This is a genomic window from Burkholderia sp. 22PA0106 (assembly GCF_047497155.1).
GTDB lineage: Bacteria > Pseudomonadota > Gammaproteobacteria > Burkholderiales > Burkholderiaceae > Burkholderia.
Genome location: NZ_CP163163.1, coordinates 346,176 through 358,987, shown reverse-complemented (window position 1 = coordinate 358,987; position 12,812 = coordinate 346,176). Strand labels below are relative to the sequence as shown.

The following is a 12,812-nucleotide window of genomic DNA, read 5'->3' as shown; positions in this document are numbered from 1 at the left end:
AGCGGTAGCGGCACGCGGCGGGGGGCAGACGACGCGCCGCCGCGCGCCGGGAGACCTCAGGCCGGCTCGCCCTCGTCGCGCGCCGCCGGCAGCAGCGCTGTCAGCACGTCCACCGTGCGCGCCGTCGCGCCGCGATGGCGTGCGGCAAACGCGGCCCCGGCCGCGCCCATCGCGATGCGCCGCGCCGGATCGGCGAACAGCACGTCGAGCGCCGCCGCCAATGCTTCGGGGTCCTGAACCTGCTCGGCCGCGCCCGTGGCCACCGCGTCGGCCGTCGCCTGTGTGAAATTGAAGACGTGCGGCCCGATCAGCACCGGCACGCCCACGGCGCACGCCTCGATCAGGTTCTGGCCGCCGAGCGGCAGCAGGCTGCCGCCGATGAACGCCGCGTCGGCCGCCGCGTAATACGCGCCCAATTCGCCCATCGAATCGCCGAGCAGCACCGTGACCTCGCCCGGCACCGGCGCGCTCGCGCCGCTGGCGGCTGCCGCCGCACCGGGCGACCACAACACCGAACGACGCGCCACCGCATGCCCTTCGCGCTCGGCCAGCGCGGCCACTTCGTCAAAGCGCTGCGGGTGACGCGGCACCAGCATCAGCAGCGCGCCGGGCGTCTTCAGCGCCGCGAACGCGCGCAACACCAGCACCTCCTCACCCTCGCGCGTGCTGGCCGCCACCCACACCGGACGCGCGCCGATCGCCGCGCGCCACGCATGGCCGCGCGCGGCCAGTTCGGGCGGCGTGGTCATGTCGAACTTGAGATTGCCGAGCACGGCCAGGTTGCGCGCGCCGAGCGCGCCGAGCCGTTCCGCATCGGCCGGGCTTTGCGCGAGCACGCGCGAGAACCCGCCGAACACCTCGCGCACGGCCGAGCCGAAGCGCGAGGCGCGCCGGAACGAACGCGCCGACATGCGGCCGTTGGTCAGCACCAGCGGCACGTCGGCGCGCCGGCATTCGTCGATCAGCGTCGGCCACACCTCGGTTTCCATCACGAGGCCCAGCGTGGGCCGCCAGGCGCGCAGGAAGCGGCGCACCAGATGCGGCATGTCGTAGGGCAGATAACAACGCAGCACGCGCGCGCCGAACAACTGCTCGCCGGTGGCGCGGCCGCTCGGCGTCATGTGCGTGATCAGCAGCTTCGCGTCGGGCCGCGCCGCCAGCAGCGCGTCGATCAGCGGCTGCGCCGCGCGCGTCTCGCCGACCGACACCGCATGCACCCAGATCAGCGGCGCCGGATCGTCCGGGCCGCGCAACGCGCGCATGGCCGGCGCGATATGCCCGAAGCGCTCGCCGATATGCTCGCGATAGCCGCGCTCCCGGCGCGAACGCCACATCAGACGCAGCACCGCGGCGGGCGCCACGATCCACCAAAGCGCGCGATACACCGCTCTCAACATGACACCACCGTGATTGTGTTCCGTGCGTCGGCGCGGCCGCTCAGACGAGCGCGCGCCGTTGCAGCCGTTCGAGAATGCCGAGCGGTGCGCATTCCGGCCGCGCCATCGCGCCGACCGGCAGGAAGAAGGTTTGTTCCATCATGAACTGCCCCGACATCACCGCGTGCGAGGTCTGGTCCGAGAAGCAGATCCAGACGCTGCCCGGCGGGAACGGCATGGTTTGTTGCGGGCAATCCTGCTGATAGCCGAGATCGGCCTTCATCGCGTCGTGCAGATGCAGCATCAGATGGTCGTAGGCACTGCGCTTCGATTTCGTGACGTGCAGCAGGTTCAGCAGCCACGCCGAGCCGGGCAGTTGCGGGCGGATCGACGGCAGGAACCGCTTGGCGACATCCTCGAACGGCTCGCCCACGCGCCACACGCGCGGTGCGCCGTTCGGGTTCACGTTCGTGAACACGCGCAGGATGCGCTCGCCGTAATTGGGCCGCGACGGGAACGCGTCGACGTGCAGCCGGCTGTCGTCCTTGCGCCACGAGGTTTCGCGCGTCTCGACCTGACGCAGCCGCAGGCTGGTCGGCGCGACGCGCATCTTGCCGCGATATTCGGGGAACAGGCCGTCGACGAGCGAGGCCGCCTGCTGCTGATAGCGCGCCACCAGCGCGCGCACGGCCGATTGCGTGACGGCATCGCCGAGCACGCCGGCCACCGCGCCGCCGTTCGGCGCGAGGCTGATGTTCTTGCGCTGCGGATCGGCCAGCGCCGGATCGAGCAACGCTTCCTCGCCGCCTTCGATGGCGAACCGCAGGTTCGGGAAATACAGCACCTTGCCGGTTTCGACCGCCGCGAGCAATTGCTCGCGCGGCACGGACAACTGCTGGCCGTGCCAGTCGGCCGACTCGATATCGAGGATTTGAGACCCGGGCTGCGCGCCCGACAGGGGTTCGGTCATGATCGCACCGTTACAGAAGGCCGAACGACGCGAGCGCGCCCTTCACCTGAGACAGGGTGGGCGGCGCGCCGGCCGAGCCGAGATTGACGACGTTCGGCGACCAGTAGCCGCCCGTGCGCCACGCGGTCGCGAAATTGTACAGTTCGACGGTAGGCCGCTTGAGCGCCGCGGCGATATGCACGAGGCCCGTATCGACGCCGACCGTGGCCGCCGCGCCGTCGATCAGCCCGACCACCGCCGGCAACGACAGCTTCGGCGGCACGATCGCGGCCGCGCCGAACTCCTTCGCCAGCCGCTCGCTGGTTGCGCGCTCGGCTTCGCTGCCCCACGGCAGCACCAGCGATGCACCGCGCCGCACCAGCGTCTGGCCGAGTTCGATCCAGGCGGCATCGGGCCATTGCTTGTCGGCGCGGGACGTCGCGTGGACGAAAACGACGTAGGGTACCGGAAGATTCAGATCGGTCGCGGCGAGCGCCCGCGCGGCCTGATGCGTGTCAAGGCCGAACTCGAGTTCGCTCTCGGGCGTGGGCGCCGGATCGCCGAGCGCGGCGGCCGCCAGTTGGCGCGTGCGCTCGACCACATGGGTGCGCGGCGCGATCGGCACGTGGCGCTTGTAGAAGAAGCGCGCCGGCCATTCGTAGCCGGCGCCGTCGGTTCGATTGCCGAGCCCGACCAGCGGGCCGCGCGCCCAACTCGCCACCCAGGCGCTCTTGATCAGGCCCTGGCAGTCGATCACGAGGTCGTAGTGTTCGCCGGCGATCTGGCGGCGGAAGGCGCGGATCTCGCGCCAGGTCTTCGCGCTGCCGAGCGACTTGCGCCAGCGCCGCAGCGAGAACGGCAGCACGCGGCGCACGCCGCGCACGAGCTTCACGAGCTCGACGAAACTTTCCTCGACGAGCCAGTCGATCTGCGCGTCCGGGTGGTGCCGGTGGATGTCGGCGATCACCGGCATGTTGTGCACGACGTCGCCAAGCGACGACACACGCACGATCAGAATTTTTTGCACGCTGAAAAAACCGGGACAGGCCGGTACGGACCCAAAGACGCGATTTTATCGCGTCGGCGGACTTATCTCGTAAACGGGGAATGGCGGAGGGATTCGGGAGGACACGGAACGAGGCAAGCAGCCGGAGCGGCCGCACAACAAGCCGCTCCGTTGCCCCATCCGTTCAGAACGGCAGCTTTGCGTCCGGCTTCGCCGCCGTCAGTGCGCGGCGGAAATCGTCCTGGATTCTCGCCAGCCCTTCGGCGGTGTTCGCCTCGAAGCGCAGCACCACCACCGGCGTGGTGTTCGACGACCGGGCCAGGCCGAAGCCGTCCGGATACTCGACGCGCAGGCCGTCGATCGTGACGATCTCGTCGGCGCCGTCGAACTTGGCGTTCGCGCGCAGCTTCTCGATCAGCTCGACGTTCTCGCCTTCCTCGAGCTTCAGTTGCAGCTCGGGCGTCGATTCGGCGTTCGGCAGGCCGTTGAGCAACGCGCTCGGGTCCGCCTCGCGCGACAGGATCTCGAGCAGGCGCGCGCCGGTATAAAGGCCGTCGTCGAAGCCGTACCAGCGATCCTTGAAGAACACGTGGCCGCTCATCTCGCCGGCCAGCGGTGCGCCGGTTTCGCGCAGCTTGGCCTTCACGAGCGAGTGGCCCGTCTTCCACATCAGCGGCTCGCCGCCCTTCTCGCGAATCCACAACGCCAGATTGCGCGTGCACTTCACGTCGTAGATGATCTGCGCGCCCGGGTTGCGCGACAGCACGTCCTCGGCGAACAGCATCATCTGGCGATCCGGATAGATGATCTGGCCGTCCTTCGTGACCACGCCGAGGCGGTCGCCGTCGCCGTCGAACGCGAAGCCGATCTCGGCATCGGTTTCCTTCAGCGCGCGAATCACGTCCTGGAGGTTTTCCGGGTGCGCCGGGTCCGGGTGGTGGTTCGGGAACGTGCCGTCGATCTCGGTGAACAGTTCGACCAGCTCGCAGCCGAGCGCCTTGAACAGGCGCGGCGCCAGTTCGCCGGCCACGCCGTTGCCGGCATCGACGACGATCTTCAGCGGGCGCGCGAGCTTGATGTCGCCGACGATGCGCTGCAGGTAGGCATCCGACACGTCGTGCTGCTCGTAGCTGCCGCTGCCTTCGGAGAAATTGCCCTCGACGATGCGACGGTACAGCGCCTGGATCTGCTCGCCGTAGATCGCCGCGCCGCGCAGCACCATCTTGAAGCCGTTGTAGTCGGGCGGGTTGTGGCTGCCGGTCACCACGATGCACGAATCGACGCGGCGTTCGCCGCCGGCCAGCGGCAGCGGCACGCTGGCCGCGAAGTAACCGACCGGCGTCGGCACCATGCCGACATCAACCACATCCACGCCGGCCGCGCGCAGCCCGTCCGCCAGTGCGCCGATCAGTTCCGGGCCGGACAGGCGGCCGTCGCGGGCCACCACCACGGCGTCGCCACCCTGGGCGCGCACTTCGCTGCCGAATGCCTGACCGATGGAGCGGGCGGTGGCCGCGTCGAGCGTCTTGCCGATCACACCGCGAATGTCGTACGCCTTGAAAATGGATTGGGAAATCATCGATTCACTCTCTGTCGTGCTTGGAAAAATTGGCTCCGCATCGCCCGCCGGCCTGGCCGGCGCGTCGCCTGCGCCCCAGCGGGCGGCGGCACGCTCCCCGTGAATGCCGGGTTGGAACCCGGACCACTTATAATCGCCGGTTTCGACCCGGCCGCTCAGCGCGGCAGGCCGCTTAAGCGCGGCCCGGGCTTCGTCCGCAAGCCGCCCATTCTAATGCGTGGATGTTTCAGCGCCGCAAATTAGAAAATCGGCGGGCCGGGCCGAACCGGCGTCGGCCCTATTTTCATTCGAATTTTTTCATGCTGAAGCTTTCGCGCATCGCGAACCCCGATGTCGCCCGGGCCGCCCGGAATCTCGTCTGGCTCGGCCTCGAACGCCTGACCCAGATCGGCGTCGCGATCGTGATCAGCGGCCTGCTGGCGCGCGCGCTCGGCCCCGACGCGTTCGGCAAATGGCAGTACGCGAACACGCTGCTGCTGGTGCTCGCGCCGCTCACCTGGGTGTGCGGCGCGGAAATTCTCGTGCCCACCATCGTCCAGCGCCCGCCCGATCAGCTCGGCGCGGTGCTCGGCAGCGCGTTCGCGCTGCGCTTTTCGGTATCGGTGGTGGCGCTCGGCCTGACCTGGGGCGGCATCGCGGCCGGCTTCGTCGACCCGCTGGTGGGCGCGATGCTGGCCGGGCTGGCCGTGACGATGGTGCTGCGCGAGCCGTTCGTCGGAGTGGTCAACGCCTGGCTGCAGAGCATGACGTACAGCAAGCCGCAACTGATCGCCAGCATGTTCGCCGCGCTCGGCAAGGCGCTGCTGGTCTGGCTGCTGGTGCGCGCCGCCGCCGCGCCGGCCAGCTACGGCTGGCTATGGGCGCTGGAAGCCGGCGCGATCGCGGTGGCGCTGATGCTCTATTACCGGCGCCGCCACGGCGGCCGGCTCGGCTGGCGCATCGAAGCCCCGCTGTTCCGCCATTTCGCCTCGGCCGGCACGGTGTTCTGGATCGGCCTGGTCTGCATGTATCTGTTCCTGAAGCTCGACCGGCTGATGCTGCAGCAGCACGTATCGTTCGCCGAGCTGGGCCGTTATGCTGCGGCTCAACAATTGAACGAGAACTGGATCACGCTGGCGCTGCTGCTCGCGCAGACCATCGCACCGGCCTTCATCTACCGCGTGACCGAGGTGCCGCGACTGCGCCGCAACGTGTGGCGCCTGATCGGCATGACCAGCGCGCTGATGATCGGCGGCGCGGCCGTGCTCGATCTGCTCGCGCCGCTGATCATCGGCCGCGTCTTCGGGCCGGGCTTCGAGCAATCGGTGTCGATCTTCCGCTGGGCCGTGTGGCTGTCGGTGCCGGCCGGCGTCGAGGCGATCGGCAATCTGGTCGTGCTCAAATATCAGGCGAAATTCGTGCTGCTCGCGAAATGGGCGCTGGCGCTGGCCGTCGCGGCCGTGACCAACGCCATGGCGATTCCCGCGCTGGGCCTGTACGGCGCGCTGGTCGGGCTGGCCGCCGGCTATCTCGCCGCCGCCTCGGTCAATTTTTATTACATCCGCCAAACACTGCGCCCATGACGCCCTCCTCCACGCCCGCCGGCGCCCTCGACGACGTCGCGGTGCTGATTCCCGCCTACAACGGCCACGAGTATCTCGAACGCACGCTCGCCTCGTTCGACGAGCCGGCGCCCGTGCACGTGCTGGTGGTGGACGACGGCAGCACGCCGCCCGTCGCGCCGGGCGAGCACGCGGGCCTGCGCATCGAGGTGCTGCGCATGCCGCAAAACGGCGGCATCGAGCGCGCGCTGGCCGCCGGCATGGAAGCGCTGGCCGCGCGCGGCTTCCGCTACGCGGCCCGCATCGACGCGGGCGACCTGGCCGCGCCGCGGCGGCTCGTCAAGCAGCGCGCGTTCCTGGCCGCCAACCCGCGCGTGGCCTGCGTCGGCACCTGGACCCAGGTGATCGCGCGCGACGGCCGCCAGCTGTTCATGCTGACGCCGCCCGCCGATCCGGCCCGGCTGCGCCGCACGCGTTTCGCGCGCTCGCCGCTGGTTCATCCGTCGGTGATGCTCGATATCCCGCGGGTACTGGAGGTCGGCAACTATCGCGTCAAATATCGGGCCGCCGAGGATCTCGACATTTTTTTGCGCTTAATGGAACGCTACGATTGCGCGAACCTGCCCGAACTCGGCCTATATTACGAGCTGAACGAAGGCGGCATCAGCGCCACCAAACGGCGTCGGCAGATCCAGTCGACGCTGGCCCTCGTGATCCGGTATTTCGACGTTCGCAACCCCTACGACTGGTGCGGCCTGGCGAAATACCTGCTGCATCTCGTCACGCCGTATTCGCTGCTGCACAAGCTCAAGCGCCGCTCGTTCGCCTCGCGCCGCGCCGCCTGATGCGCGCGCCCCGTTCCCCTTTCATCGCTTCGACATGAGTTCCGTTTCCGCGCTGCGCATCGTTCTCGTCTGCAACACCGCCTGGGCGATCCATACCTATCGTCACGGCCTGATCCGCATGCTCGTGGCGAGCGGCGCCGAGGTGACCGTGCTCGCGCCGCGCGACCGCACCGTCGAGCCGCTCGAACAGATGGGCTGCCGCTATATCGAACTGCCGGTCGCCTCGAAGGGCACCGATCCGGTGGAAGACCTGCGCATGCTGGCCGCGATGCGCCGCCATTACCGCGCGATCCGGCCACACCTCGTGTTCCATTACACGATCAAGCCGAACATCTACGGCTCGATCGCGGCGTGGCTCGCGCGCACGCCATCGGTGGCGGTCACCACCGGCCTCGGCTACGTGTTCATTCGCGAGAGCCGCGCGGCGAGCGTCGCCAAGCTGCTGTACCGGTTTGCGTTCCGCTTTCCGCGCGAGGTGTGGTTCCTGAACCGCGACGACCTCGCCACCTTCGAATCGCAGCGCCTGCTCGCGCATCCCGCGCGCGCGCGGCTGCTGCACGGCGAAGGCGTGGACATCGCGCAATTCGCGCCGGCGCCGCTGCCCGAGCGCGATACTTACACGTTCGTGCTGATCGGCCGATTGTTGTGGGACAAGGGCGTGCGCGAATATGTCGACGCCGCGCGCGCGCTGAAGCCGCGCTATCCGCACGCGCGCTTCGCGCTGCTCGGGCCGGTGGGCGTGGACAATCCGAGCGCCGTGTCGCAAACCTATCTCGACGAATGGGTGCGCGACGGCGCGATCGAGTATCTTGGCGAGGCGCACGACGTGCGTCCGCATATCGAGGCCGCCGACTGCGTGGTGCTGCCCTCGTATCGCGAGGGCGTGCCGCGCACGCTGATGGAGGCCTCGGCGATGTGCCGGCCGATCGTCGCCACCGACGTGCCGGGCTGCCGCGACGTGGTGGCCGACGGCGAAACCGGCCTGCTCTGCACGGCACGCGACAGCGCGAGCCTGGCCGAAAAAATGGCAGCCATGCTCGATCTGCCGGCCGAGGCGCGCCGCGCGATGGGTGAACGCGGCCGCGAAAAAGTCTTGAAGGAATTCGACGAAGCGAACGTCGTCGATCGTTATCGGGAAACCATTCGTGCCCTGACCGGCACGGCACTCTGAGGGAGGGCAACGCAATGAGCAACAAGGGCACGATCCTCGTGACGGGCGGTGCGGGCTTTATCGGCTCGCATACGGTCGTCGAACTGCTCGGCAACGGCTACGACGTCGTGATCGTCGACAACCTGGTCAACAGCAAGCGCGAGGCCGTCGAACGGATCGCGAAGATCGCCGGGCGCGCGCCCGCGTTCCACCAGATCGACGCCTGCGACGAAGCCGCGCTCGGCAAGGTGTTCGACGCGCATCCGATCACGGCCGCGATCCACTTCGCCGCGCTGAAGGCGGTGGGCGAATCGGTCGCGAAGCCGGTCGAGTATTACCGCAACAACCTCGACAGCCTGCTGGCCGTGCTCAACGTCATGCGCGCGCGCAACGTCAAGCACTTCGTGTTCAGCTCGTCGGCCACCGTGTACGGCGTGCCCGAGCGCTCGCCGATCGACGAATCGTTCCCGCTGTCGGCCACCAACCCGTACGGCCAGACCAAGCTGATCGCCGAGCAGATCCTGCGCGACGTCGAGATCTCCGACCCGTCGTGGCGCATCGCCACGCTGCGCTACTTCAACCCGGTCGGCGCGCACGAAAGCGGCCTGATCGGCGAGGATCCGGCCGGCCTGCCGAACAACCTGATGCCGTACGTCGCGCAGGTCGCCGTCGGCAAGCTCGACCAACTGCGCGTGTTCGGCAACGACTATCCGACGCCCGACGGCACCGGCGTGCGCGACTACATCCACGTGGTCGATCTCGCGCGCGGCCACCTGAAGGCGCTCGATGCCTTGCGCCAGCGCGATGCGAGCTTCGTCGTCAATCTCGGCACCGGCCACGGCTACAGCGTGCTCGACATCATTCGCGCGTTCGAGGCCGCGAGCGGCCGCAAGGTGCCCTACGAAATCGTCGCGCGCCGCCCCGGCGACGTCGGCGAGTGCTACGCGAACCCGGCGCGCGCCGCCGAGCTGATCGGCTGGCAGGCCGAGTACGGCATCGAACGGATGTGCGCCGACCACTGGCGCTGGCAGGAACAAAACCCGCGCGGGTTCGCCTGAGCGACGGGGTGGCGATTCCACCCCGATCGAACGGCCTGCTGAAAGCCCCGCTCCGGCGGGGTTTTTTACTGGGCGGAACACGCCCGAACGCCCCGCCGCACCGGCCCTGGCCAACGCACGCAAGTCCTTGTCGAATAAGGAAAACGCGAACGCCGACAGGCTAACGGCCACGCGCATCGGTCCGGTATAATCCGCTGGCTCGAATTCCGGCCTGCCCCGGTTCGCCCCTGCCTCGTTTCCCGGCCCGTCCATGCTCAGCTTCGCCGTCGCGTTCCTCGCCTCCCTGCTCGTCACGCTGCTCATCATCCGCTATGCGCATCTGCACGAGAAATTTTCGATCGACCACGATCTCGCCGGCGTGCAGAAATTCCATGCGCATCCGGTGCCGCGCGTCGGCGGTCTCGGCATCGTCGCCGGCCTGCTGATCGGCTGCGTGCCGCTCGCGCTGCGCTACCCGACCGTCGCCGGCAGCATCGCCGGCCTCGCCGCCTGCGGCATTCCGGCGTTCGGCTCGGGGCTGATCGAGGATCTGACCAAGAAGGTCTCGCCGCGCGCGCGCCTGCTCTGCACCATGGCCGCCGCCGCGATCGCGTTCGCGCTGGTGGGAGTCGCGATCACGCGCATCAGCGTGCCGCCGCTCGACTTCCTGCTCGGCTACACCGCGATTTCGGCCGTCGTCACGGTGCTGGCCGTGGCCGCGCTCGCCAATGCCGTCAATATCATCGACGGCTTCAACGGCCTGGCCTCGATGGTCGCGTTCATGATGTTCGCCTCGCTCGCCTACGTGTCGTTCCAGGTGTCCGAGCCGGTCGTGCTGTCGGCCTCGCTGCTGATGATGGGCGCGATCATGGGCTTCTTCATCTGGAACTTCCCGGCCGGCCTGATCTTCCTCGGCGACGGCGGCGCGTACTTCATCGGCTTCATGCTCGGCGAACTGTCGATCCTGCTCGTGATGCGGCATCGCGAGGTGTCGGCCTGGTATCCGGTGCTGCTGTTCATGTACCCGATCTTCGAAACCTGTTTCTCGATCTACCGGAAGAAGTTCATTCGCGGCATCTCGCCCGGCATTCCCGACGGCGTGCATCTGCACATGCTCGTCTACAAGCGGCTGATGCGCTGGGCCGTGGGCACGCGCGCCGCGCACGAGCTGACGCGCCGCAACTCGCTGACGTCACCCTATCTGTGGCTGCTGTGCCTGATCGCCGTGATCCCGGCCACGCTGTTCTGGCGGCACACCGTGCACCTGTTCGCGTTCGTGCTGGTGTTCATGTTCGCGTACGTGTGGCTGTACGTCAGCATCGTGCGGTTCCGCGTGCCGCGCTGGATGGTGGTGCGCAAGACGCGCGCGCAGCATCATCAGTAAGCCCGATCGCGGATGTGAAAAAAGCGCCCTTCGGGCGCTTTTTTGTTGGGCTCTCCGCGACGCCGGCCGGCTCAGGCCTGTGCGCGCGTCGGCACGCTCTGCAAGGTCGGCCCGCACGCCGGTGCATATTCGGGCACCCAGCGGCGCAAGTCGCGGCGCACTTCGTCGTCGGCCAGCACGCGATGCTGCATGAGCCACGGCAACAGTTCGTCGAGAAAATTTTCGGGCACTTCGCGCGCCTTCGCGGTACGCAGCTTCGGATGCGGCGTGCGCGTGGTGGTTTCGTCGTCGGCGAGCAGTTCTTCATACAGCTTCTCGCCAGGCCGCAGGCCGGAAAATTCGATGCGGATCTGATCCTCGTCGAAACCGTACAGGCGGATCAGGTCGCGCGCGAGATCGACGATGCGCACCGGCTCGCCCATGTCGAGGATGAAGATCTCGCCGCCCTGCCCCATGCTCGACGCCTGCAGCACGAGCTGCGACGCTTCGGGGATCGTCATGAAGAAGCGCGTGATTTCGGGATGCGTGACCGTCACCGGGCCGCCCTTGGCGATCTGCTGCTGGAACTTCGGGATCACGCTGCCGGCGCTGCCGAGCACGTTGCCGAAGCGCACGGTTTCGAACTGCGTGTTCGGGCTCGATTGCTGCAGGGCCTGGCAGGCCATCTCGGCGAGCCGCTTGCTTGCGCCCATCACGTTGGTCGGATTGACGGCCTTGTCGGTCGAAATCAGCACGAAGTGGCGCACGCCATGACGGATCGCCGCGCGCGCGACGCGGTAGGTGCCGAGCACGTTGTTGCGCAGCGCCTGCCACGCGTTCAGTTCTTCCATCAGCGGCACGTGCTTGTAGGCGGCCGCGTGGAACACGATGTGCGGCGTGTGGGCCGACATCACGTGATCGAGCAGCAAGGAATCCTTCGCGTCGCCGATGAGCGGCACCACGCGGCTGTCGGGAAAGCGCTCGCAGAGGTCTTCGGTCAGGCGGTAGATCGCGTACTCGGACAAGTCGAACGCGATCAGTTGCGCCGGCGCGAACTTGAGGATCTGGCGGCACAGCTCGGAGCCGATCGAGCCGCCGGCGCCCGTCACCATCACCACGCGATCGCGCAGCAAGGCGTTGACGTGGGGCGTGTCGATGGTGATTTCGTCGCGGCCGAGCAGATCTTCGAGGTCGATCTGGCGGATCTGGGACAGCATGCCCTGCCCCGGCATCGTGCTCAGCGACGGCAGCACCATCGCGTTCACGCCGGCGCGCACGCACAAGGTCGCGACACGGCGCTGCACCTCGACCGAGGCGGAGGGCATCGCGATGATCACGTGCTCGGCCTTGGTGACGTCCGCCCAGTGCTCCAGCTCGGAAATCGGCCCGAGCACCTTGTAGCCGTACACTTCGCGGCCGCGTTTGGCCGCTTCATCGTCGAGCAGGCCGACCAGCCGCCATTCGCCGGAACGCGACAGCTCGCGCGCGAGGCTCGCGCCCGCGCCGCCGGCGCCGAGCACCAGCACCGGCTTGCCTTGCCCGACCAGGCCGCCGTAGCGGTAGAACTCCTTGGTCGCGCGGTAGAGCGCACGCGCGCCGCCCATGAACAGGAACAGCAGCATGGGCGAGAGCAGCAACACCGAACGGGGAATCAACGGCATCGGCTGAAACATCACCGCGCAGGCCATCACGATGCCGCCGCCCGCCACCACGGCCTTGGAGATGCGCAGCAGGTCGGGCAGGCTCGCGAACACCCAGAGGCCGCGGTAGAGGCCGAGGGCGCGGAACAGCAAGGCATAGACGGGGAGCACCCAGGCCATCGCCAGCAGGCCGCCGTGCAGGAATTCGAACGGCACGCTGCCGTTGAAGCGAATCAGATACGAGAACGACCACGCGACCGCGACGGCCAGGAGGTCGAACAGAAAAGCGCTGAGCGAAAGCCATGAAGCCTTGCGACGCATCATCA

9 protein-coding genes and 1 pseudogene are annotated in these 12,812 nt (G+C 68.2%); 5 read left to right on the top strand and 5 right to left on the bottom strand.

Features of this window, described 5'->3' with window-relative positions; all coding sequences use genetic code 11:
• Positions 1-56: 56 nt before the first annotated feature.
• From waaA to AB4850_RS16460, 4 genes and pseudogenes are all read right to left on the bottom strand, one after another.
• A complete protein-coding gene (gene waaA / locus AB4850_RS16475) occupies positions 57-1,397 on the bottom strand; it encodes a lipid IV(A) 3-deoxy-D-manno-octulosonic acid transferase (RefSeq protein WP_414444102.1) in 1,341 nt (446 codons plus the stop codon).
• Positions 1,398-1,437: 40 nt separating this feature from the next.
• On the bottom strand, positions 1,438-2,346 hold the full coding sequence (locus AB4850_RS16470) for a Kdo hydroxylase family protein (RefSeq protein ID WP_414444101.1): 909 nt from the start codon (positions 2,344-2,346) through the stop codon (positions 1,438-1,440).
• Positions 2,347-2,356: 10 nt separating this feature from the next.
• Positions 2,357-3,396: pseudogene (gene waaC, locus AB4850_RS16465) on the bottom strand (lipopolysaccharide heptosyltransferase I).
• Between the two features lie 119 nt (positions 3,397-3,515).
• Positions 3,516-4,910 carry a phosphomannomutase/phosphoglucomutase gene (locus AB4850_RS16460; protein WP_414444100.1) on the bottom strand — a complete coding sequence of 465 codons (1,395 nt, stop codon included), beginning with the start codon at positions 4,908-4,910 and terminating at the stop codon, positions 3,516-3,518.
• Positions 4,911-5,209: 299 nt separating this feature from the next.
• On the opposite strand from AB4850_RS16460, the gene AB4850_RS16455 reads away from it, so the two are divergent.
• The 5 genes from AB4850_RS16455 (at position 5,210) to AB4850_RS16435 (ending at position 10,867) form a co-directional block, all read left to right on the top strand.
• Complete coding sequence (locus AB4850_RS16455) at positions 5,210-6,472, top strand: oligosaccharide flippase family protein (RefSeq protein WP_414444099.1); 1,263 nt, start codon at positions 5,210-5,212, stop codon at positions 6,470-6,472.
• Positions 6,469-7,296, top strand: a complete 828-nt coding sequence (locus AB4850_RS16450) for a glycosyltransferase (RefSeq protein WP_414444098.1) — start codon at positions 6,469-6,471, stop codon at positions 7,294-7,296. The genes AB4850_RS16455 and AB4850_RS16450 overlap by 4 nt, the downstream gene beginning before the upstream one ends.
• A gap of 34 nt (positions 7,297-7,330) precedes the next feature.
• The gene (locus AB4850_RS16445) at positions 7,331-8,467 is read left to right on the top strand and encodes a glycosyltransferase family 4 protein (protein WP_414444097.1); all 1,137 of its coding nucleotides are present in this window, start codon (positions 7,331-7,333) and stop codon (positions 8,465-8,467) included.
• A 14-nt stretch (positions 8,468-8,481) separates the two neighbouring features.
• Positions 8,482-9,504: a UDP-glucose 4-epimerase GalE gene (galE, locus tag AB4850_RS16440; RefSeq protein WP_414444096.1), complete on the top strand. Its 1,023-nt coding sequence runs from the start codon at positions 8,482-8,484 to the stop codon at positions 9,502-9,504.
• Positions 9,505-9,754: 250 nt separating this feature from the next.
• Positions 9,755-10,867 carry an MraY family glycosyltransferase gene (locus AB4850_RS16435; protein ID WP_414444095.1) on the top strand — a complete coding sequence of 371 codons (1,113 nt, stop codon included), beginning with the start codon at positions 9,755-9,757 and terminating at the stop codon, positions 10,865-10,867.
• Positions 10,868-10,938: 71 nt separating this feature from the next.
• Here AB4850_RS16435 and AB4850_RS16430 read toward each other — a convergent pair whose 3' ends face one another.
• Positions 10,939-12,810: a polysaccharide biosynthesis protein gene (locus tag AB4850_RS16430; protein ID WP_414444094.1), complete on the bottom strand. Its 1,872-nt coding sequence runs from the start codon at positions 12,808-12,810 to the stop codon at positions 10,939-10,941.
• Between the last annotated feature and the right edge of the window lie 2 nt (positions 12,811-12,812).

Bases quoted from the DNA above. Each gene is read 5' to 3' on its own strand.
- waaA (WP_414444102.1), bottom strand. From the start codon at position 1,397: ATGTTGAGAGCGGTGTATCGCGCGCTTTGGTGGATCGTGGCGCCCGCC.
- AB4850_RS16455 (WP_414444099.1), top strand. From the start codon at position 5,210: ATGCTGAAGCTTTCGCGCATCGCGAACCCCGATGTCGCCCGGGCCGCC.
- AB4850_RS16445 (WP_414444097.1), top strand. From the start codon at position 7,331: ATGAGTTCCGTTTCCGCGCTGCGCATCGTTCTCGTCTGCAACACCGCC.
- AB4850_RS16450 (WP_414444098.1), top strand. From the start codon at position 6,469: ATGACGCCCTCCTCCACGCCCGCCGGCGCCCTCGACGACGTCGCGGTG.
- AB4850_RS16460 (WP_414444100.1), bottom strand. From the start codon at position 4,910: ATGATTTCCCAATCCATTTTCAAGGCGTACGACATTCGCGGTGTGATC.
- galE (WP_414444096.1), top strand. From the start codon at position 8,482: ATGAGCAACAAGGGCACGATCCTCGTGACGGGCGGTGCGGGCTTTATC.
- AB4850_RS16470 (WP_414444101.1), bottom strand. From the start codon at position 2,346: ATGACCGAACCCCTGTCGGGCGCGCAGCCCGGGTCTCAAATCCTCGAT.
- AB4850_RS16435 (WP_414444095.1), top strand. From the start codon at position 9,755: ATGCTCAGCTTCGCCGTCGCGTTCCTCGCCTCCCTGCTCGTCACGCTG.
- AB4850_RS16430 (WP_414444094.1), bottom strand. From the start codon at position 12,810: ATGATGCGTCGCAAGGCTTCATGGCTTTCGCTCAGCGCTTTTCTGTTC.